Source organism: Corynebacterium kalinowskii (assembly GCF_009734385.1).
Taxonomy (GTDB): domain Bacteria; phylum Actinomycetota; class Actinomycetes; order Mycobacteriales; family Mycobacteriaceae; genus Corynebacterium; species Corynebacterium kalinowskii.
Window position 1 is genome coordinate 1214690 of sequence record NZ_CP046452.1, and the last position, 19516, is coordinate 1234205.

16 protein-coding genes and 1 tRNA gene are annotated in these 19516 nt (G+C 59.9%); 6 read left to right on the forward strand and 11 right to left on the reverse strand.

The genetic code is table 11. From position 1 onward, the window contains the following. Window positions 1-2: 2 nt before the first annotated feature. Complete coding sequence (gene mshC / locus CKALI_RS05685; RefSeq protein WP_156192383.1) at window positions 3-1259, reverse strand: cysteine--1-D-myo-inosityl 2-amino-2-deoxy-alpha-D-glucopyranoside ligase; 1257 nt, start codon at window positions 1257-1259, stop codon at window positions 3-5. Between the two features lie 40 nt (window positions 1260-1299). Further along, window positions 1300-2124, reverse strand: a complete 825-nt coding sequence (locus CKALI_RS05690; protein WP_197079793.1) for an undecaprenyl-diphosphate phosphatase — start codon at window positions 2122-2124, stop codon at window positions 1300-1302. A gap of 85 nt (window positions 2125-2209) precedes the next feature. Here CKALI_RS05690 and CKALI_RS05695 point away from each other — a divergent pair, with 85 nt between their 5' ends. Genes CKALI_RS05695 through CKALI_RS05705 form a run of 3 tightly spaced genes read left to right on the forward strand, consistent with a single transcriptional unit; the run spans window position 2210 to window position 5366 of the window. Then, complete coding sequence (locus CKALI_RS05695) at window positions 2210-3109, forward strand: aldo/keto reductase (protein WP_231580541.1); 900 nt, start codon at window positions 2210-2212, stop codon at window positions 3107-3109. 22 nt (window positions 3110-3131) lie between these two features. Then, window positions 3132-4259: an NHL repeat-containing protein gene (locus CKALI_RS05700; RefSeq protein WP_156192386.1), complete on the forward strand. Its 1128-nt coding sequence runs from the start codon at window positions 3132-3134 to the stop codon at window positions 4257-4259. Window positions 4260-4271: 12 nt separating this feature from the next. After that, window positions 4272-5366: a quinone-dependent dihydroorotate dehydrogenase gene (locus CKALI_RS05705; RefSeq protein ID WP_269076362.1), complete on the forward strand. Its 1095-nt coding sequence runs from the start codon at window positions 4272-4274 to the stop codon at window positions 5364-5366. A gap of 186 nt (window positions 5367-5552) precedes the next feature. Here the strand turns inward: CKALI_RS05705 and CKALI_RS05710 are convergent, their stop codons facing one another. Genes CKALI_RS05710 through CKALI_RS12330 form a run of 4 tightly spaced genes read right to left on the reverse strand, consistent with a single transcriptional unit; the run spans window position 5553 to window position 9825 of the window. Continuing rightward, the gene (locus CKALI_RS05710; protein ID WP_156192387.1) at window positions 5553-5930 is read right to left on the reverse strand and encodes a hypothetical protein; all 378 of its coding nucleotides are present in this window, start codon (window positions 5928-5930) and stop codon (window positions 5553-5555) included. Window positions 5931-5941: 11 nt separating this feature from the next. Beyond that, window positions 5942-6478, reverse strand: coding sequence for a YbhB/YbcL family Raf kinase inhibitor-like protein (locus CKALI_RS05715; protein ID WP_156192388.1), 537 nt, complete (start codon window positions 6476-6478; stop codon window positions 5942-5944). Window positions 6479-6511: 33 nt separating this feature from the next. Further along, window positions 6512-8248 (reverse strand): ABC transporter ATP-binding protein, encoded by a 1737-nt coding sequence (locus CKALI_RS05720; RefSeq protein ID WP_156192389.1) that lies wholly within the window; start codon window positions 8246-8248, stop codon window positions 6512-6514. Continuing rightward, complete coding sequence (locus CKALI_RS12330) at window positions 8245-9825, reverse strand: ABC transporter transmembrane domain-containing protein (RefSeq protein WP_156192390.1); 1581 nt, start codon at window positions 9823-9825, stop codon at window positions 8245-8247. The genes CKALI_RS05720 and CKALI_RS12330 overlap by 4 nt, the downstream gene beginning before the upstream one ends. 122 nt (window positions 9826-9947) lie before the next feature. On the opposite strand from CKALI_RS12330, the gene CKALI_RS05730 reads away from it, so the two are divergent. After that, a tRNA-Leu gene (locus tag CKALI_RS05730) sits at window positions 9948-10033 on the forward strand. 44 nt (window positions 10034-10077) lie between these two features. Here CKALI_RS05730 and CKALI_RS05735 read toward each other — a convergent pair. Beyond that, the gene (locus CKALI_RS05735; RefSeq protein ID WP_156192391.1) at window positions 10078-11523 is read right to left on the reverse strand and encodes a DUF5129 domain-containing protein; all 1446 of its coding nucleotides are present in this window, start codon (window positions 11521-11523) and stop codon (window positions 10078-10080) included. A gap of 61 nt (window positions 11524-11584) precedes the next feature. Here CKALI_RS05735 and CKALI_RS05740 point away from each other — a divergent pair, with 61 nt between their 5' ends. Both CKALI_RS05740 and CKALI_RS05745 read left to right on the forward strand, forming a co-directional pair. Beyond that, window positions 11585-13042, forward strand: coding sequence for an SDR family NAD(P)-dependent oxidoreductase (locus tag CKALI_RS05740; protein WP_156192392.1), 1458 nt, complete (start codon window positions 11585-11587; stop codon window positions 13040-13042). 11 nt (window positions 13043-13053) lie between these two features. Further along, a complete protein-coding gene (locus CKALI_RS05745; protein WP_156192393.1) occupies window positions 13054-13659 on the forward strand; it encodes a GNAT family N-acetyltransferase in 606 nt (201 codons plus the stop codon). Here CKALI_RS05745 and CKALI_RS05750 read toward each other — a convergent pair. From CKALI_RS05750 to CKALI_RS05765, 4 genes are all read right to left on the reverse strand, one after another. Then, entirely contained in the window at window positions 13656-14081 is a 426-nt protein-coding gene (locus tag CKALI_RS05750) for a cupin domain-containing protein (RefSeq protein WP_156192394.1), read from the reverse strand. The two genes, CKALI_RS05745 and CKALI_RS05750, sit on opposite strands and share 4 nt — an antisense overlap. A 91-nt stretch (window positions 14082-14172) precedes the next feature. Then, window positions 14173-15270 (reverse strand): methylmalonyl Co-A mutase-associated GTPase MeaB, encoded by a 1098-nt coding sequence (meaB, locus tag CKALI_RS05755; protein WP_156192395.1) that lies wholly within the window; start codon window positions 15268-15270, stop codon window positions 14173-14175. A 96-nt stretch (window positions 15271-15366) separates the two neighbouring features. After that, window positions 15367-17574, reverse strand: coding sequence for a methylmalonyl-CoA mutase (gene scpA, locus CKALI_RS05760; RefSeq protein WP_156192396.1), 2208 nt, complete (start codon window positions 17572-17574; stop codon window positions 15367-15369). Between the two features lie 6 nt (window positions 17575-17580). Then, entirely contained in the window at window positions 17581-19494 is a 1914-nt protein-coding gene (locus CKALI_RS05765) for a methylmalonyl-CoA mutase family protein (RefSeq protein ID WP_156192397.1), read from the reverse strand. Window positions 19495-19516: the final 22 nt, after the last annotated feature.

Consider the following 19516-nt stretch of genomic DNA (forward strand, 5'->3'; position numbering starts at 1 on the left):
AGTTACAATCGCACGCCCAGCAAGGCATGCACGGCCTGCTGGACGATTCGTCCGGCCGCCTTGGCTTCAGTGTTGTCGTTTTCTGGGACGCTCAACGCCCAGGAATCAATTGCGGCCAGGGCGCGTGGGGTGTCCAGGTCGTCGGCAAGCGCGGATCGCATTTCGGCCACCAGTGCCTTTGCCGCAGGTTCATTGCCCGCACGAACGATGGCCTGACGCCAATGGTCGAGGCGCATTTCGGCAGTGGTGAGAACGGCATCCGACCAGTCGCGGTCGCTGCGATAATGAGTCGCAAACACTCCCAGGCGAATCGCACTTGGATCGTGCCCAGCTGCGGTCAGCTTGGAAACGAACACTAGATTGCCCAAAGACTTGGACATCTTCACGCCATCCAAGGCAATCATGCCGGTGTGCACGTAGACGTCCGCCATTCGCTCTTCGCCGTGCAGTGCTTCCGCGTGGGCAGCAGAGAATTCATGGTGTGGGAAGATCAGGTCACTGCCACCGCCCTGGATGGCGAAGTGGGAACCGAGGCGATTGGTGGCAATGGCCGAGCACTCGATGTGCCAGCCCGGACGCCCCTTGCCGAATGGTGCGTCCCAGGAAGGCTCTCCTTCGCGGGCAGCGCGCCAAATGAGGGCATCAAGTGGATCGCGCTTGCCAGCGCGGTCTAGGTCTCCCCCGCGCTCGGCAAAGAACTTCTCCATCGTTTCGCGGTCGTAATTTGACTCATAGCCAAAATGCTTTGTCGCATCGATGGAGGCGTAGATGTCCGGGTACTCGTCACCCTCGATTTGGTAAGCGGATCCGTTATCCAGCAGCCCCTGCACCATTTCGATCACTTCGTCTACCGCGTCCATGACACCCACGTAGTGCTGCGGTGGCAGCACCTCAAGGGCAGTCATGTCGGAACGGAACAGGTCAATCTGGCTGTTGCCCAGTTCCTTCCAGTCCACGCCATCGCGCTCGGCGCGCTCAAAAAGCGGGTCATCTACGTCGGTGATGTTTTGGACGTAGTGCACCTCGTGCCCGTTGTCCAAGAGCTGGCGATAAGCCAGGTCGAAGGCGAGGTATGTCGCCGCATGCCCTAGGTGGGTGGCGTCATAGGGGGTGATGCCACAGACATACATCCCCACCTTCCCTTCTTGAGCAGAGATGGGAGTCAGATCTTGATCTGCGGTGTCAAAGAGCACCAGCGGCACTGGGGTGCCGAGCGCAGGGTCTAGACGGGGAACTTCTGGACGTGGCCACGATTGCATAACTGAAACCTTAGCGTGGACCACCTAGGGGATGCGTCACTTAAGGCTGTAGTACCCCTGCCGCCAACAGGCCCATAACAGCTAGACCTGCAGGAATGCGGTAAGCAGCGAACCAAGAGAAAGAGTGATGTGAGACGAACTTCAGCAACCATGCAATCGAGGCGTAACCCAGACCGAAGGCGATCACCGTACCGACGACCAGCTGTGCCGGCGATGCCACCTGGCCGGCTTCGGGGTTCAAGGCGTCGGGAAGCGAGAAAAGCCCGGAGGCGAGCACAGCTGGGATCGCGAGCAGGAAGGAAAACCTGGTAGCGACCTCACGGTTCAAACCGGTGAACAGACCCGCGGAGACGGTGCCTCCGGAACGGGACACGCCCGGGATGAGGGCAAGGCACTGGGCGAAACCCATGATGATGGCATCCTTCATGGTGAGTTCATCAAAAGAGCGCTTCTTGCTACCGAATTTCTCGGCGACGATGAACACGAAGGAGAACAGCACGAGCACCGTGGCGGTGATCCACATGTTGCGCAGGTTGTCGCGAATCAGGTCCTTACCCAGGTAGCCTAGGATGCCAACCGGCAGCGTACCGACGATTACCATCCAGCCCATGCGGTAGTCGAAACCGCGCTTGCTCTTGTTAAACAGGCCTTGCAGCCAGCCCTTAGCGATGCTGAAGATGTCGCGCGCAAAGTACACCAGCACCGCGGCCTCCGTGCCCAGCTGCACCACGGCCGTAAACGATGCTCCGGCGTCCTGGCCCCAGAACAGCTCGGAAATGATGCGCAGATGTCCCGATGAGCTCACCGGAAGAAACTCGGTAAGTCCCTGGACGACGGACAACACGATGGTCTGTGACCATGACATAGCTTCGGTATTCACTCGCACAACCTTAGTCCCCACGGCCTTGCCTGTCCCCATTCGACACGGCAGCGACGTATCCTTGGGCGCTGTGAAGCAACGGCAACTTGGGCGCAGCGGACTGCGGGTCTCCAGCATCGGCCTCGGTACTCGGGCGTGGGGTGCGGACATGACCGAAGAGGGTGCTGGCCAGGTGCTCAGCGCGTTCCGCTCGGCAGGTGGCACGCTTATCGACGCCTCATGGTCCGCACACGATGGCCGTGCAGTGTCCCTGCTCGGCGCCGCACTGCAGGGCAATGACCGCGAAGAACTCGTGCTCTCTTCCGCCGCGGGGGTGCGGCCCACTGCCCCGGTAGGACAACGAGTGGACTGCTCGCGAAAGTCCGTGCTCGCTACTTTGGATGCGACTTTAAGGGCTTTGCGGACAGACTATCTTGACCTATTCAGCGTGGAGTACTGGGACGAGCTCACCCCGCCACATGAGGTTCAGGAAACGCTGGAATACATTGTTCGCACCGGTCGTGCTCGGTATGCAGGAGTTCGGGGCTACTCCAGCTGGCAGTTGGCAGTAACCCATTCTCCGCACATCGTGGCTACGCAATCGGAGTACAACTTGCTCGATCGCAGCGCCGAACAGGAACTGCTTCCTGCTTGTGAGTTCCTCGGGGTCGGCTTCATTTCGAGTTCGTCGCTGGCACACGGCATTTTGACGGGCAAATACCGGGACGGCGCGGCTCCCACGGACGCCGAAGTCCACAGCAGGCTGGATAGTCGCAGTGATCGGATCGTCGAGGCGCTGGGAACGGCAGCTGCCGGTTTGGGTATTTCCCCAGCGACCGCAGCGCTGGCTTGGGCGCAGTCTCGACCTGGTGTGAGCTCCACGTTGGTCAGTGTGAGCGATCCGACGCAGTGCGAGGACATCGTCTTGGCGCTGTCTCGAACGCTGCCCGCGGCCATCGTGTCTGCGCTGGATGACATCTCGGCGCTGTAACCCTCTGGTAACCTAAAGAGCCGTGAAGAAATCCCTGCGTAACTCACTCGTCGCGGTTGCCGCGAGCAGCTCTATTCTCCTTGCTTCCTGCACTCCTCCGGGTGTGGAAGATCCACAAAAGCAAGCGCAGGACCAGGCGGGATCAGGTCAGACCGTTTCCGGCGCGTTGGGCAAAGCTACCCCGGCGGTTTCTCCTGCATCAGCTAACCCAGCCGGCGAGGTAGTAAAGCTCGAGGGGCGCCTTGCAAAGGCCAGCGATATCGAAATGGCTGGGGATGTCCTGGCGGTTCGTGCCGGTGACCAGCTGGCTCTAGGAACCGTAGACAAGTTCCGCACCAACTCTGCAACCACCCTCGAGATCAATGCTAACTGTGGCGACATCACTGCTACGGGCGATACTTTCGTGCTGCCTTGCCCCGTGCCTATTGAGGGTGGCGCAGGTGGCGGAGTCATCTACCTCATCGACGCGAAGAACCCAGGGCTCAAAGACACCCGTCGCGCGGACATGAAGTTCACTTCCGCTGTGCTCACCACCAGCGGCGAAGTCGTCGGAGGCAGCTCAGAAGAGCCGGATGTCATTGTCTTCCGTGGCACGGATTCCTCCGATTCGAAGAAGATCACCACGTCCCGCAAAGCAGATGAAATGGTTGCCAGCCCGGTGAGTGGCAGCCGAGATGGCGTCGTGTTCATTGAGCGCGACAAGACCGTCATCCAGGGCGTCGACTACACCAACAATCGTGCCGGTGGCGCCCTACGCATGGGTGTGGGTGTCGGCTCCATCGCAGCCGGTGACGACGGGTTGTTCCTCGCCTCGGACGCACTCGGACACCAGCTTGGCATCTACACTGACGATGACATCCTGATGCTCCACCAGACCATCCCTACCGACAAGTCCCCGTGGGCGCTCGCCTGGGACACCCAGCGGAAACTCGCCTGGATTTCCTCCAACGAGACCAACAAGATCCAGGCCTTTAAGATTAGCTCGGGAGTTCCCGAACTCCAGGGCACCGTGGACACCGTCGCGAACGTTCGCAGCATGACCATCGACAGCGATGGCACCATCTATGCCATCTCGGATTCCGGGGATGGCCTGCAGATTATTCCAGCGAAAGACGCAGCAGCGGCCGTCGAAAAGCCAGCACAACCTTAAAGGACAGCTACCGTGACACATCATCCTCTGCGCACCAAGGCCTACGAGCTGGCTCTTTCCGGCATGTTCACGCTGCGCCCGGAGCGCATTCACATCCTGATGGTTAAGGCCCTGAGGATGCTGCACCAGGCAACGCCTATCAACCGCGCGATGAACCGGGTGCTTCCGGTGCGCGATCCGATCCTCGCTCAGGACGTGTTCGGCGTGCACTTCCCTCGCCCCCTTGGACTCGCCGCAGGTTTTGACAAGAACGCCACCTGCGCTGACGCGTGGGCACCGCTCGGTTTCGGGTACGCCGAACTAGGCACTGTGACCGCACAGGCGCAGCCCGGCAACCCGACTCCTCGCCTGTTCCGCCTGCCTGCGGACAAGGCGATCCTCAATCGCATGGGCTTCAACAACCGTGGCGCAGCCTTTGCTGCTGAGCAGCTGCGACTTCGTCGCTCCGATGATGTGGTCGGCATCAACATTGGCAAGACGAAGGTCGTTCCTGCAGCCGAAGCCGTGGCCGATTACCGCGCCTCCGCTTCCCTGCTCGGTGACCTCGCCGACTTCTTGGTGGTCAATGTTTCCTCCCCGAACACGCCGGGTCTGCGCGACCTCCAGGCTGTCGAATCGTTGCGCCCAATCCTGGCAGCCGTCCAAGAGTCGACCACTTCCCCAGTGCTGGTGAAGATTGCTCCGGATCTTTCCGACGAAGACATTGACGCCGTCGCCGACCTGGCAGTCGAGCTGGGGTTGGCCGGCATCGTCGCCACCAACACGACAATCTCACGCGAAGGCTTGTCGACGCCATCCGCTGACGTAGCAGCCATGGGTGCCGGCGGCATCTCTGGCGCCCCGCTCGCTACTCGATCGTTGGAAGTCTTGCGCCGTTTGCATGCGCGCGTGGGATCCCAGCTGGTCCTAATCTCCGTCGGCGGCATCACCACGCCTGAAGAAGCGTGGCAGCGCATTGCCGCAGGAGCGACCCTTTTGCAGGGATACACTCCGTTCATTTACGGTGGTCCGGACTGGATTCGCGACATTCATCTGGGCATCGCTGAGAAGCTGCGTCAGCATGGCTTTAGCAACATCTCTGAAGCTGTGGGCTGCGGGCTGGATTAGCTTCTCTGGGTTTCCCGGGGTTTAGGGACTTAAGGGCGTAACTCAGCTATGTGAAACCAGCTATTGGGAGTAGCAAGTGTGCTATTATGGCCAAATCGGCGAAATAGCACTAGTTCTACCCCGAATAGCTGGTTTCACATAGCTGGAATTGCGCGCTTTTGAAGAGAGCCAAAGTAAATGAACTGCTTATCGGACTGCTGCCCGGCGCAAAACCAAGCCACACAGGATAGCGAGCATGGCGTAGGCCGGAAGCCACCACTGTTCCATCGTGTACAGCGGGTCATTCGGAATGAACCGGCCACCCACGACTAAGAGCAGCGCCACTGCGAGTGCGAAAACGCTCCACGCACTGCGCGGCTGTCCGGGGGCGGTCATGCCGAAGCCACCGAGGATCGCTGCTGCGACCACAATCAATAGGAAACGCGGGGTCACATCGAAGGGAACCAGGAAGCCCTGGGTGACCACGGCGACGAAAGTAAAGATCACCAGGACGATTGCAACGGCAACAAATGCGCCACCGACGCGAATCGGCAGCGGCAACTCGGTGTTAGCTACATCACTCATAGCTGGTCAGCTTAGTGGTTCTCGTGCCAGCCCCAAGTAATTGCACGCCCAAGGGTGTGGAAGTACAGGTTGAAACCCAGCACCGTGGGGGTAGCATCTTCAGGGATATCAAGCTTGTCCACATCAAGCGCGTGGACAGCAAATAGGTATCGGTGTGGCGCGTGCCCGGCTGGAGGGTTAGGACCGTAGTAGCCCCGCTTACCGGAGTCGCCCTTTAGCGTGACAACGCCCTCGATGCCACCTAAAGTTTCGTCACCAGCGCCCGATGGCAGCTCATTCACCGAAGCTGGAATATTGAACACAGCCCAGTGCCAAAACCCGGAAGCGGTTGGTGCATCCGGGTCGAAGCACGTGATGGCCAAAGACTTGGTGCCCTCAGGCAAGTCGGACCATTCGAGCTGTGGCGAGACATCAGAGCCACCGAGTTGCTCGGGCTTGAAAGTGCCACCGTCAACGAAGTCAGACGAGCTCAGTGGAAAGGACGGCTTATCGCCGAGAGGCGCGTATGGATCTGGGCCAGGGAATCGAGAATCAGTGTAGGAAGTCATACTTCCCTTATACCTGCGTTCTGACTCGCATTTCTAGCTTTCCCACTTTTCATAGAGGCGTGCGTATTTCCCGCCGTGTTTGAGCAGCTCATCGTGGGTACCGTCTTCAATGATTCGTCCCTCTGACATCACAATGATCCGGTCAGCAGTCCGAGCTTGGTCTAATCGATGCGCGACAATCAAGGAGGTACGACTGCTGGCAACTGCGGTGGCGGCGCGCTCCAGGTCACGGGCACTTTCCGAACCCGCTTCGGCTGTAGCCTCATCCATCAAGAGAGCCGGCGGGTCCAATAGGATGATGCGGGCCAGGGAAATTTGTTGCTGGACCTCGGGAGAGAGCTCGTTAGCACCGGCACCCACCTTGGTCTGCAGTCCTTGCGGTAGCCAACGACGCCAGGCGGGTGTGTCGACCCCCAGCCCCACTTGAGTAAGGACGGCGACGAGTTCGTCATCGCTGGCCGTTGGGTGAGCCAGGCGAAGGTCGTCGGCAAGCGTGCCGGCGAAAATGTGCACCTCCTGGCTGATGAGCACAACCTGCTGGGACACCCACGAGTCGGAGACGGTTGCCGAATCAACTCCTCCAATGAGAATCCGGCCTGCGGTTGGGCGCTGGAGCCCTGCGATCAGCCCGGCCAGGGTGGATTTGCCAGCGCCGGAGGAGCCCACGAGCGCCGTGGTTGTTCCCGCCGCAAGGGTCAGATTCAGTCCCTCCAGGATGGGGGCGCCACCGGGATAAGCAAAGGTTAGATCCTCTATAACGATTTCTGGAGAGGACACCAACGGTGCTGGATCGTCCATCGCGGGTGGCTGCAATTTGGCCAGGGCCACTGCGCGTCCGAGGCAGGTCATTGCATTGTGGATTTCGCCCGCGAAGTACATCACGTTGAAAACATGGATCTCCAAGCGGGAGATCAGCAGCATCGCGGTGGAAGCGCCTCCGAGAGTGAGCTGATCTGCATGGACGAGGTACGCCGACAGCGAAAACCCGAGGATGACTAAACTGCCGTAGCCGAGCACCCCATGGAAAGTCAGCCGATTGAACAGTGGCTCGCGATCGCCCATGGCGCGAACTCCATTCCATGAGGTGCGCTCCAGACGGTTGGTGGCCCACTCCTCTAGACCGAACGCTCGCAAAGTCGGCAAACCACGGATCGTGTCCAGTAGCTGATTGTTGCGCTTCGCATCGGCGTCCGCCACAGCGGTCGTAAGCGGAGGCACTAGTAGCGTGTTTGCCTTGGCCAGCGGAAATATCGCGAGCACCACGAACACGAACACAAAGAAATAGCTCCAGTGCACCAGAGTGAGCGACACCAGGGTGAACGGGAACATGAGCGCCGTGATCACCACGCGCACGCCCATGGCGTTCACCATGCGCACGGCGGCATCAATGTCCTTCGTCAGACGCGAGATCACGTTGCCGGTACCCAGCTCCAGCATGTCCGGCACCGGAGCCCGCAGCGCTGCGGACAATGCTGCCTCGCGGACGTTCACCGAGAGTCGTCTGGCCCGCGATTGCAGCAAATACTGCGCACACGCGCGTCCGGCGGCCTCCAGCGTCATAGCCAGGGCAATCAATGCGACAAGCCACACATAGGAGGTAGGCGCGCCGCCGATGACGTCGATAAGCCGGCCAATCAGCGCCGTGGCACCCATCATGGACAGCAGCGTGGTCACGAACACCGCACTGGCCATCAACCACCAGCGGCGGTTTGGGCGGTCTGGAAGGGTGCCCAGGTAGCGGGCAATTTCGCTTATCGACGCCGTCCTCATCGCGCCACCTCCGCATCGAAATCCATCACACGATCCGCGATTGCGCGCCAGCTGCGGGAGGTGGTGAGGACGATGGTGAGACGATGTTTGCGCAGTTGCGCGACATTCCGAGCAACTTCGTCCAAGGTGACGGCGTCGAGACCGGTCGTTGGGTCATCCAAGACGAGTACTTGCGGATTGAGCGCGAGTGCCCGGGCGAGTGCGACGCGTTGGCGTTGTCCGCCGGAAAGGTTCAGACCAGCCTCACCAATAGCAGCCTGTGGCAGTTCACCATGGGCACCGTAGCCGCCTAGTCGAGTGACGATGTCGGTGCATGCGGCAGCCCGCAGGGCTTCGTGGACGAGTGGGGCTGAGCCGGTTGGATCGATGTTGTCTACCAGCGTGCCTTCGAAAATGTTTGCAGCGTGTGGCGCGCGAATCGCCCCGAGTTTATTCAGCTCCTGCTCTGCTCGCTCTTGGGCAGCAGAATCCTGCGCGATCCACACCTCCAAGCCCACTCGATGGGAAGCGCTCCCCAATTCATGGGTTTCGATTGGAGACGCGCCTTCGAGCAGGTCGATAGCACGCGTAGCTGAAGCTGAGGCTCGGGCCCAAAATTCCGTAAAGAAGCCGAGAGCGTGACCTGTCACCGTGAGCGCAGGAGGAGCGAGCAACGTGACGGTGAAGAACTCACCAGCAGTGATCTTGCCGGAAACTGCGAACCAGCCGGCAATTGCCAGTACCGCGATGTTAGCTACCAACGGAACGATCTGACGCAAGAATGTGGTTACCGCAGCCACACTCGCATCCTTGATCATGGCATCAAGAGCGCTGCGGGCGGCGACAGAAAAAGCGCGCTCGCTCTCTTCCACCGCGCCGAGACCCTTCAGTACCCGGGAACCCTGGGCGTAATCAGTGGCCAGCGAAATCGACGCAGCCTCAGCTGTACGACGGTTACTGGATGCGCGGGAAATTGCCTTTCCTGTGAAATATGAAGCGATCGCAGTACCAATCCCGCCACAAAGCACAATCAAAGACAACGGAAGAGAGAATTGGCCCACGACGACAGCTGTTGAGGCTAAATAGGCCACCATCCCCAGGGGGAAGTTCAACACCTGTTTGACGTCGCTGAGCTGTTGGATATCCTCGTCGGTCGTGTTGAGCAACTCCCCGGGCGTCTTATCCACCTTGGTCCGAATGAGCTTGGCGATCAGTTCCAATCGCAGGTCGTGCGCGATGCGTGCTGCGGACAAGGAGGTAAGGGAGTCCCCCGTCGCGTCGAGGAAGAACATGAGTACCAGAGTGCACGCCACCGCTCCTACTGCGGTTAACACCTGGGCAACGTCCGCGTGTGGAATCACGTTATCGACGCCGTAGCCGATGATGCGAGACATGAGCGCTGCGTTTGCCGAGGACAGCGTCCAGCACGCGAATAGCATCCAGAAAGCAGTGCGATGGCTCATGAGGGTTTTTCGAACTAATGACCGTGCGGTGGTGGCGCTCGACATCAGCGGGCGTGGTGGCACGGGAGGTTGTTCCGGCACGAACCAGGCCCAGGTCCGCATGCGTGGCGGAACTTTCGACGGTGGGGTGAACATGAGAACTGAGGATACCCTAATTACGTCCGTGGAACTTAACTTGACCTGCAGATTTGTTTTTGTTTGCCACTTCGGGCTATTGTTTACGAGTGCCCAGCCGAGAGGCTGAAAACAATCACCCTGCCCGGGTGGCGGAATGGCAGACGCGCTAGCTTGAGGTGCTAGTGTCCTACTAATGGACGTGGGGGTTCAAGTCCCCCCTCGGGCACAAAATGAAAACCCTGGTCAGCAATGGCCAGGGTTTTTTCGTTGCTAGAAGCTCGACGAACCACCCGCGCCACTGAATCCCGAGCTGAATGAGGAATTGGTCGAACTCGATACTTCGGCTTGCGCAGCCACTGCATCGCTATGCCAGGTACTGAGAGCCCAGTACGGGACAAAGTCGGCATAGCCATAGCCAGGGCGGTAGTTCTGATCGTAGATAGCTGGCGCTTCCGGCTGGGTCTTAGGTTTCTTCACGTCGGAGAATTCCTGGGCCTTCAGCGTGGTGAGCGCGGCTTGATAGTCGGAAAGCAGTCGGGCGTAGCGCTCGACGAAATTGGGCTCAGCAACGTCCCGGAGTAGCGCGTCCGCTTCTGCCCTAGCTTGCGTCAAGGCAACAAACAGCCCCGAATCCGTATTGGTCACGGCGCCCTGCGCGGCAACGATGTCAGCTCGAAGTTCGGTGGTTTCTTGCTTGCGCACCACCTCATCTCCGTTTTCAAGCTTGAATAGCGCGTCGATATTGCCTTCGGCGTACCCGACCTTGCGGGCAACCTCGGCCGCCGAGCCAATCTCTTCAGCTTGTGCCAGGATCTGCTTCGGTTCCGCCGAGGTTGTTAGCCCGCCAAACCGGTCCACTTGGTCGTGCAAGTCCAGGAAGTGGTCCCGTACTTCTGCCCACTGCGAGCGGAGCGTGGCGTGCGCCAGCGGTGAGGTCAGTGAGTTAGCACGGATATCGATACCGTCGAGACGCTGCGCCAACTCGCCATACTCCTTTGAGACAAACGCCAAGTCCTCCCGCGCCTGAGCCAGCTTCTTCTCCCGCTTTTGGCGGGCGGCGGCCCAGATTCCACTACCCAAAACCAAGCCGCCTCCCGTGACAAGGCCACTGACCACGCTGGCTGCCGTACGATCAGATTCTGCGGACTCGATCCGAGATTCCGCAAGCTTTTCGACGTCCGTCGCCTCCCGCACACCTGCAAACAGGCCTGCTGGGATGTTGTTATCCTTCACACCCGGCTTGATCGCATCCAAGGATTTGTCAAGATGACTTCCTTCACGCAGGTCAAGGTCATCAGCCACGTCTTCGCCCGCAAAGACGAAAGCTTGCCGGGGATCTAAGCCAACACCCACGATGAGCACGCCATCGGCGAACTTATCCTTCCCAATCAGTTCTGGGCGGTTGTCCCTCAGGTACTCCTCCACCGAGTCGTTGACATTGTCACGGTTCTTGTCAAAAACGATGTAGTGGAGTTGCTGGACGCTGGAGACGGTGTCGATGGAGCCGGCGTCGCGAAGCATGCGTGCTTCATCGCTTTCATTAAGGATGTTCCCTGGGTCGTGGACTTCGACCTTGCTGATGCCGTGCTGGATCGGCGCAGTGACTGCCACTTCGGAAGGTTCTGGCACATCGACTAAGGAGTATGCGGTCGCGGCCGCACCCCCGCCTAAGAGGGTGGCTAAGGCAGCCGTTGCGATGAGGGATTTTGCTTTCATAGCTCCACTTTAGGTGGTATCTGGTCGCGGAGCCGCGGGTTCTGTGTGGTTGACTAGCACTATGTCGATTGATCCAAAAGAGCTGGCTGTTTGCCTCAACGTGCTGGAGCAAGCCGGTTCCCTCGACCCCACCTCTGAGGACTCTGTGACGCTGCAACGCGCTGTGGGCAAGCTGTTCAAGGAGGTCAAGCGGCAGCGCCGCGCGAAGGCAAAGTCGGAGCGTCGAGAAGCCGACGAGGCGGTATTCGCCAGGACCGCGACGGCGAACCCGCAGCGTATCGACGACGAGACCGCCGGTATTCTCGTCCGTCCCGCCGGCGCAGAACCGGTCGCACTCGAGCGCGGAGCGGTGGCAACACCGCACGGCTGGGCTGGCGAGCTGTACCGGGCGCAGAACTGCTACGTGTGTAAAAAGCCCTACACGCTGGTGGATTCCTTTCACCACCAACTGTGCCCGGATTGCGCTGCGGACAACCGCGCACGTCGCGACGCCCGAGTAGACCTCACTGGGAGGCGTGCGTTGCTCACCGGTGGGCGCGCCAAGATCGGTATGTACATTGCGTTGAAGCTGCTTCGCGACGGCGCCGACGTCACGATTACCACGCGGTTCCCCAAAGACGCGGTGCGCCGATTCACAGCTATTGGAGATAGCTCTGAGTGGCTGGAACGCCTGCATGTAGTGGGCATTGACCTGCGTAATCCAGCACAGGTAGCCGACTTGGCAGATCATGTAGCTGCCCAAGGCCCGTTGGACATTCTTATCAACAACGCAGCGCAAACGGTGCGCCGCTCCCCTGGCGCATATTCCGGGTTAGTCGATGCCGAGATGGTGGCGCTTGAAGGAAAACAACAGGGCGTGGACATGCTCGCGCTTGGTCGCTCGTCGGATCTGCACCCGGCTGCTTTGGTCTCTGGTGGTGGAGCAACCCACGCGGAATTGTTGGCCCACGAGGCCCTGCTCGGCGGATCGGCCTCCTTGGACCGAATTGAAGCAGGTACCGCGATTGATGCCGGTGGCCTCATCCCGGACCTGGTGTCGCACAACTCCTGGGTCGCGACCATTGGAGAGGTCGATCCGCTCGAGCTACTCGAAGTGCAGCTGTGTAACCAGACGGCGCCGTTCATCCTGGTCAACAGATTGCGACCGGCACTTGAGGCCTCTAAGTTCCGTCGCAAGTACGTGGTGAACGTCTCCGCGATGGAAGGAGTCTTCGGGCGCGGATACAAGGGACCGGGACACCCGCACACCAACATGTCCAAGGCAGCACTGAACATGCTCACACGTACCGCTGCGGGAGAGCTGTTCAAACACGGCATCCTCATGACCGCAGTGGACACTGGCTGGATCACCGACGAACGTCCCCACACCACCAAGGAACGCCTAGCGACTGAAGGATTCAAAGCTCCGCTGGATCTTGTCGATGGTGCCGCCCGGGTCTACGACCCCATCGTCCAAGGCGAAAACGGCGTCGACCTGTATGGCTGCTTCCTGAAAGACTACCGACCTCACCCGTGGTAGCCTGACGCTTTGTGATTAGGTCTGCTGAATTCTCCGATATTCCAGTCATCGCTGAGCTGATGGCTACCGCCTTCTGGGATGACGATGCGTTTCGCAGGTACTTCAAGGGCTTTGCAGGTGTGGATCGCGCGGTGGGCGCCGAGGAGCGTCGAAAAGCGCTTGCCCCCATTTTCGCCCGCCAGCTGGAAGTCGAGTACGTCCCCGAGGGCGTAGTTGACGTCTTCGAAGACGACGGCGAGATTCTGGGTGCTGCCAGCTGGAACTCACCATTCGAACGCGGAGGGTTCAATTTCGGCTCGTACGTGCGTATGTATGGCGCTCACTCGTTCCGCATGGCGATTCGTGACGCCTATTCCAAGCGCTACCACCCTGCTGAGCCGCACTGGTATCTCTATACCATCGTGGTCTCCCCTGATGCGCAGGGGCGCGGGATTGGTTCTCAGCTGTTGGGGCATGGCTTGCAGCGCGCAGATGACTCCGGCCATGGAGTCTATCTTGAGGCCACCACACCAGGCTCCCGGCGGCTGTATGAGCGACATGGGTTCGAAGTGAAAGCGGAAATCCCCACCCCGGACGCGTGGGCGAACGAGGTGGGGATGTTTCGGCCGACTCTCTAGTGCTGCTCGTTAGGGTCGTTGTCAGCGTCTTCCTTGGTCTTGTGCACGGTACCTGGCTTGTGGTCGGGGGCTGCGTAAATGGAATAAACCTTGAGTGGTTCGTCGCCTTCATTGACCACGTTGTGCCACTTGCCTGCGGGCACAAAGATAGCCCAATCGTCTTCGACGACCTGGTCAACGTCCAGGTTGTTCTCGTCATCACCGATCATGACGTGGCCCTTGCCCGCTTCTACGCGCAAGAACTGGTCATGATCCTCATGAACCTCAGCGCCGATCTCGCCGCCAGCTGGAATCGACATCACGGTCATCTGGAGGAACTTGCCAGTCCAGAGGGTATCGCGAAAATTCTCGTTATCTAGGGTTGCCTTTTCAATGTCCAAGACGTACGGGTTTGGTCCGTGGTCCTTCAGCAAATCAGTCATGCTGGGCTCCTTTGCTCTTCAATGACAGGTTATGACACCCCAGTGTACTGGACTTAATCGATCCTAGCTAGAACAGGTGTTTGCATACAGTCTATGGCTCGGAAACCGCATCAAAGGCTGCGAGCACCTCTTGCGCCGCTAACGTAGCGGTGATTTCGCCTTGCCTGAGCTGGTGTTCCACGCGCTTCTGCGTCTCCACGACATTCAGATTCGTGTTGAGCCGCTGCAGTAGCGTCTCGTGGACCATCGACCACATCCACCCCACCTGCTGCTCACGGCGGCGCTCCTCAAACTGGCCTGAATCCTGCATCACCTTGTGGTGCTCCATGACGTGGCCCCAGAATTCATCGATGCCCTCATGTTCCACCGCGGACATGGTGATCGTCGGCGGGTGCCAGAGCTCATTCTCGGATCGCACCATGCGCATTGCGGCTGCCAGTTCGCGGGCAGCACGCTTCGCAGGCTTTAGATTAGGTCCGTCGGCCTTGTTGATGGCCACTATCTCAGCCATCTCCAGCACGCCCTTCTTAATGCCCTGCAGCTGGTCACCGGCGCCAGCGAGTGCTAGGAAACAGAACACGTCGACCATCTGAGATACCGCAACTTCGGATTGGCCGACACCGACAGTCTCGACGATGATGACGTCGTACCCAGCTGCCTCAAAGACGACCATGGACTCACGCGTCGCCTTTGCCACGCCACCGAGGGTGCCCGCCGACGGCGAAGGACGGATGAAGGCGTTGTCCTCGGCAGACAGCTTGGCCATGCGAGTCTTATCGCCAAGAATTGAGCCGCGGGTCTTGGTCGAGGAAGGATCGATGGCCAGCACGGCAACCCGATGCCCTTCTCGAATCAGCTTCATACCCAAGGTTTCAATGGTCGTGGACTTTCCCACACCCGGCACACCAGTCAAACCCACGCGCAGCGCTTTGCCAGAATGCGGCAGCAGCCTGACCAGCAACTCCTGGGCGAGCACGCGGTGTGCCGGAGCAGATGATTCGAGCAGGGTCACCGCGCGGGCGATCTGGGTCCGGTCGCCGGCGAGGACGGCCTCGTAAAGCTTATCGACGTCGATACGCTGGCGAGCCCGCTTGACCACCTCCGGTGCAACTGCTGTTTGCGCACCCAAGTCGGTGCCGGCGGTGGTGGTCAGGGAGCCGAGCGAATGCTCAAGGAAGTCATTGCCCATGATGGAAAGTACTCCTATGGTCGTCGATAAGCGGATAAAACACAGCGGCGCACAAGCCCTGCAAGACAGGAGCTCATACGCCGCTGGTGGTCGAAACTAGACTTCGATGTCGAAGCCCAGGTTTGCCGACAGCTTCGTCAGCATGTCGATTGCGGAGTCCGCAATGACCGTTCCTGGAGGGTAGATCGCTGCAGCGCCCATGTCGTAGAGCTCCTGGAAATCTCCTGGAGGAATAACGCCACCGACGATGATCATGATGTCCTCGCGGCCAAGCTTGGCCAGCTCCTCCTTCAGCGCAGGCACCAGGGTGAGGTGGCCGGCAGCCAGGGAGGATACGCCCACGACGTGGACGTCAGCGTCGACAGCGGAACGCGCTGCCTCCGCAGGGGTCTGGAACAGTGGTCCAACATCGACGTCCATGCCAAGGTCGGCGTATGCGGATGCGATGACCTTCTGGCCACGGTCGTGACCGTCCTGGCCCATCTTGGCGATGAAGATACGCGGACGGCGACCTTCTTCCTTCTCGAAAGCATCGGCCATAGCGATAGCCTTGGTGACGTTGGACACCTCGCCTTCCTTTCCGACCTCGTCCTTATATACGCCGGACAGGGTCTTAATTTCAGCCTCGTGGCGACCAAAGACCTTCTCGAGTGCGAGGGAAATCTCGCCCACGGTGGCCTTCGCACGCGCTGCGTCGACAGCCAGCTTCAGCAGGTTGGACTCCAGATCGCCAGCCTCGCGCTCCTCAGTCTGTGCCGCAGCGGTCAGGGCATCCAGGGTGCGCTGAACTTCAGTCTCGTCGCGCTCGGCGCGCAGGCGTACGAGCTTTTCCAACTGCTCGGTGCGAACCTTGGAGTTCTCGACCTTGAGCACCTCGATGGACTCGTCTTCGTCCACGATGTACTTGTTCACGCCGATGAGGGCCTGTCGACCGGAGTCAATGCGAGCCTGGGTACGTGCAGCGGACTCTTCGATGCGCAGCTTTGGAATGCCCTCGATCGTAGCCTGCGCCATACCACCAGCAGCTTCAACTTCTTCGATGTGCTTGCGAGCGCGGTTAGCGAGCTCGTTGGTCAGCCACTCGATGTAGTAAGAACCAGCCCATGGGTCAACCGGACGAACCGTGCCGGACTCCTGCTGCAGCAGCAGCTGGGTGTTACGAGCAATACGTGCGGAAAAGTCAGTAGGCAGAGCCAGTGCTTCATCCAGCGCGTTGGTGTGCAGGGACTGGGTGTGGCCCTGGGTTGCAGCCATAGCCTCGATGGCGGTACGGGAGACGTTGTTGAACACGTCCTGCGCGGTCAGGGACCAACCGGAGGTCTGCGAGTGGGTACGCAGGGACTGGGACTTAGGGTTCTTCGGCTCGAACTTGGCCACCAGCTCGCTCCACAGCAGACGGCCAGCGCGCAGCTTGGCGATCTCCATGAAGGTGTACATCGAAATGCCCCAGAAGAAGGACAGACGAGGCGCGAACTTGTCCACGTCCAGGCCGACGTCCTTACCAGCGCGGATGTACTCAATGCCGTCAGCAAGCGTGTACGCGAGCTCGAGGTCGGCGGTCGCGCCGGCTTCCTGGATGTGGTAGCCGGAGATGGAGATGGAGTTGAAGCGTGGCATCTTCAGCGACGTGTACTCGAAAATGTTCGAGATGATACGCATCGAAGGCTTCGGTGGGTATATGTAGGTGTTACGAACCATGAACTCCTTCAGAATGTCGTTCTGAATGGTTCCGGCGAGCTGCTCAGGGGAAACACCCTGCTCCTCTGCTGCCACAATGTACAGCGCGAGGATCGGCAGCACAGCGCCGTTCATGGTCATGGACACGGACACGTTGCCGAGGTCGATGCCCTCGAACAGCTGGCGCATGTCCAGGATGGAGTCGATGGCCACGCCGGCCATGCCGACGTCACCGACAACGCGCTCGTTGTCGGAGTCGTAACCACGGTGGGTTGCCAGGTCGAAAGCGACCGACAGACCCTTCTGACCAGCGGCCAAGTTGCGGCGGTAGAACGCGTTGGACTCGGCGGCCGTGGAGAAGCCAGCGTACTGGCGAATCGTCCAAGGCTGGTTGGTGTACATGGTTGGGTACGGGCCGCGCATGAATGGCGCGATGCCTGGGAAGGAATCGACTGGGTGGCCAGCCTCTGCGGCTGCGTCGCGGTCGGCGCGGGTGTACACACGCTTAACGTCGATGCCTTCAGGGGTTGCCCACACCTTGTCTGCGGTCGACGCAGCTGGGGCTTCCGTCTGGGCACCAGCGTCAGCCGTGTGCGGTACTTCGGCGAAATTCGGGATGGTAGTCATATTTCCTTACGCTCCCAGCTTGGTGAGCAGGTCGGACAGGGTCGACGCAGCGTCGATCTTCATGTTGACATAGCCGTCTGGCTTCACGTCAGCGTTCTCGAAGGACTTCTCAGCGCCGGCGATCAGGATCGTGCTGACACCGGCTTCGCGCAGTGCCTTCACCACGTCAGCGCCGGTTGCTTCGTATTCCTGGTCGGTGCCGCAGACAACGACGATGTCGGAAGCCTTGGCAGCCGTCACGAACTCGTCAGTGCCAGGGGTGACCTGGCCAGGGTTGGCCGTCTCAATACCACCAGAAGCCAGCAGGTTGGCGGTGAATCCGGTGCGGATGTTGTGCTTGGCCAGTGGCCCGACCGGGATCATGCCAATGAGTGGACGCTTGCCGTTGGCATCGAGGAAGGCATCCGAGCGGTCGCGCAGCGCCTCAAAATCAGCAGCCCAACGGCGAATGCCGGTAGGTTCCGTGCGAAGCTCTGCTGGCAGTGGCTTTTCGCCCAAGTTCGGGAACTCGTTGATGCCAGTGACCTTCTTCACGCGGCGAGCGATGTCGCTGCGCATCTTCTCGTAGGAAGCGTCCAGGTCTGCCTGAATGTCCGCCTCGCGGAGGCCACCCTTTGCTTCAACACCAGCGAACTCAGCCCAAGCCTTCTCCGCCAACTGCTTAGTCAGAGACTCGACGAAGTACGAGCCACCAGCAGGGTCAACGACATAACCCAAGTGCGACTCTTCGAGCAGCAGCAGGTTGGTATTGCGTGCAATGCGGGCAGCGAACACACGCGAGGTGCCAGGTAGGCCACCCTGGATAGCGGAGTCAAATGGCAGAACCTCGACGTCCGATGCGCCGCCAACACCAGCAGCAAACGCAGCCACGGTCACGCGGAGCATGTTTACCCACGGATCACGCTGGGAGAACATTGCTGGTGCGGTCACGGCGTGCTGTGGAGCAAAGCCGGCTTCAGGAGCCTCCAGCACCTCGGCGACGCGAGCCCACAGGGTACGAGCGACGCGGAACTTAGCAATCTGAGCAAACTGATCGTCAGTAGCAGCGAAGCGGAAGGCGATCTGAGACAGCGCCTGCTCCACGGAAAGTCCAGCCTCGGTCAGCGCGCGGACATACTCGACGCCGGCAGCAAGTGCGAAACCGATTTCCTGAGCGTCGGTGGCGCCCTGGTTGGCGAAGACAGTGGCGTCGACAAGCAGGGTGCGGATGGTGCCAGACCAGGCGGCATTCTCGACGGCGATGGCAACGGCGTCGGCAAGCGAAATGCCCTCAGCGCCAACGATGCTGTCGGTGAGTGGAGCGGCAGCCAGCTCGAAGCGAGCCTTATCCGCGACACCGGCATCTTCGGCCAGCTTCTTCAGCGCCTCGCCAGCAGCCTTGACCTCAGTGCCTGCGACTACGCGAACCTCGACGAGGTCGAGCAGTACGTCCTTCAGGACGACCGACAGATCAGCGGCGGTGAGACCAGCAGTGAGGTCTACGACTACCACGGTGGTGCCGTTATTCAAGGCATGCAAGATGGCCTTGTTGGTGGCTGCTGGGTCGCCGGACGTGCCGGACAGGGTGCCACCGAACGTCTCAGTGACATCCCAACCAATGCGCTCCGCAGAGGTTGCAACGCCACCGCGGGTGAATGGGAACACGCCTGGTGCAGAGACTTCAGCGAGTTCATCTGCGCGAGTGTAAAGCGGATTAACGTCGATACCCTCATAGGTGGTGTGGATCAGCTTCGTCCACACGTCAAGTGGGACATCAGCGATGTCCTTCTTTTGTACACGTGCAAACACCTTTGCAACCTGCTTGTACCAATCCTGCTGGTTGTCAGCGAAATCGGCAGGCAGTGAGGTATTTACCGCGTCAGACTGTACATCAGTCACTACGGACCTTCTCCCCTTGTGCTTGAACTCGAACGAAGGCATAACGCCACGCTCGAATCGTTTG

Coding starts and splice junctions, on each gene's coding strand:
- mshC (WP_156192383.1), bottom strand. CDS start 1,259: ATGCAATCGTGGCCACGTCCAGAAGTTCCCCGTCTAGACCCTGCGCTC.
- CKALI_RS05690 (WP_197079793.1), bottom strand. CDS start 2,124: ATGTCATGGTCACAGACCATCGTGTTGTCCGTCGTCCAGGGACTTACC.
- CKALI_RS05710 (WP_156192387.1), bottom strand. CDS start 5,930: ATGAGTGATGTAGCTAACACCGAGTTGCCGCTGCCGATTCGCGTCGGT.
- CKALI_RS05715 (WP_156192388.1), bottom strand. CDS start 6,478: ATGACTTCCTACACTGATTCTCGATTCCCTGGCCCAGATCCATACGCG.
- CKALI_RS05720 (WP_156192389.1), bottom strand. CDS start 8,248: ATGAGGACGGCGTCGATAAGCGAAATTGCCCGCTACCTGGGCACCCTT.
- CKALI_RS12330 (WP_156192390.1), bottom strand. CDS start 9,825: ATGTTCACCCCACCGTCGAAAGTTCCGCCACGCATGCGGACCTGGGCC.
- CKALI_RS05735 (WP_156192391.1), bottom strand. CDS start 11,523: ATGAAAGCAAAATCCCTCATCGCAACGGCTGCCTTAGCCACCCTCTTA.
- CKALI_RS05740 (WP_156192392.1), top strand. CDS start 11,585: ATGTCGATTGATCCAAAAGAGCTGGCTGTTTGCCTCAACGTGCTGGAG.
- CKALI_RS05750 (WP_156192394.1), bottom strand. CDS start 14,081: ATGACTGATTTGCTGAAGGACCACGGACCAAACCCGTACGTCTTGGAC.
- meaB (WP_156192395.1), bottom strand. CDS start 15,270: ATGGGCAATGACTTCCTTGAGCATTCGCTCGGCTCCCTGACCACCACC.
- scpA (WP_156192396.1), bottom strand. CDS start 17,574: ATGACTACCATCCCGAATTTCGCCGAAGTACCGCACACGGCTGACGCT.
- CKALI_RS05765 (WP_156192397.1), bottom strand. CDS start 19,494: ATGCCTTCGTTCGAGTTCAAGCACAAGGGGAGAAGGTCCGTAGTGACT.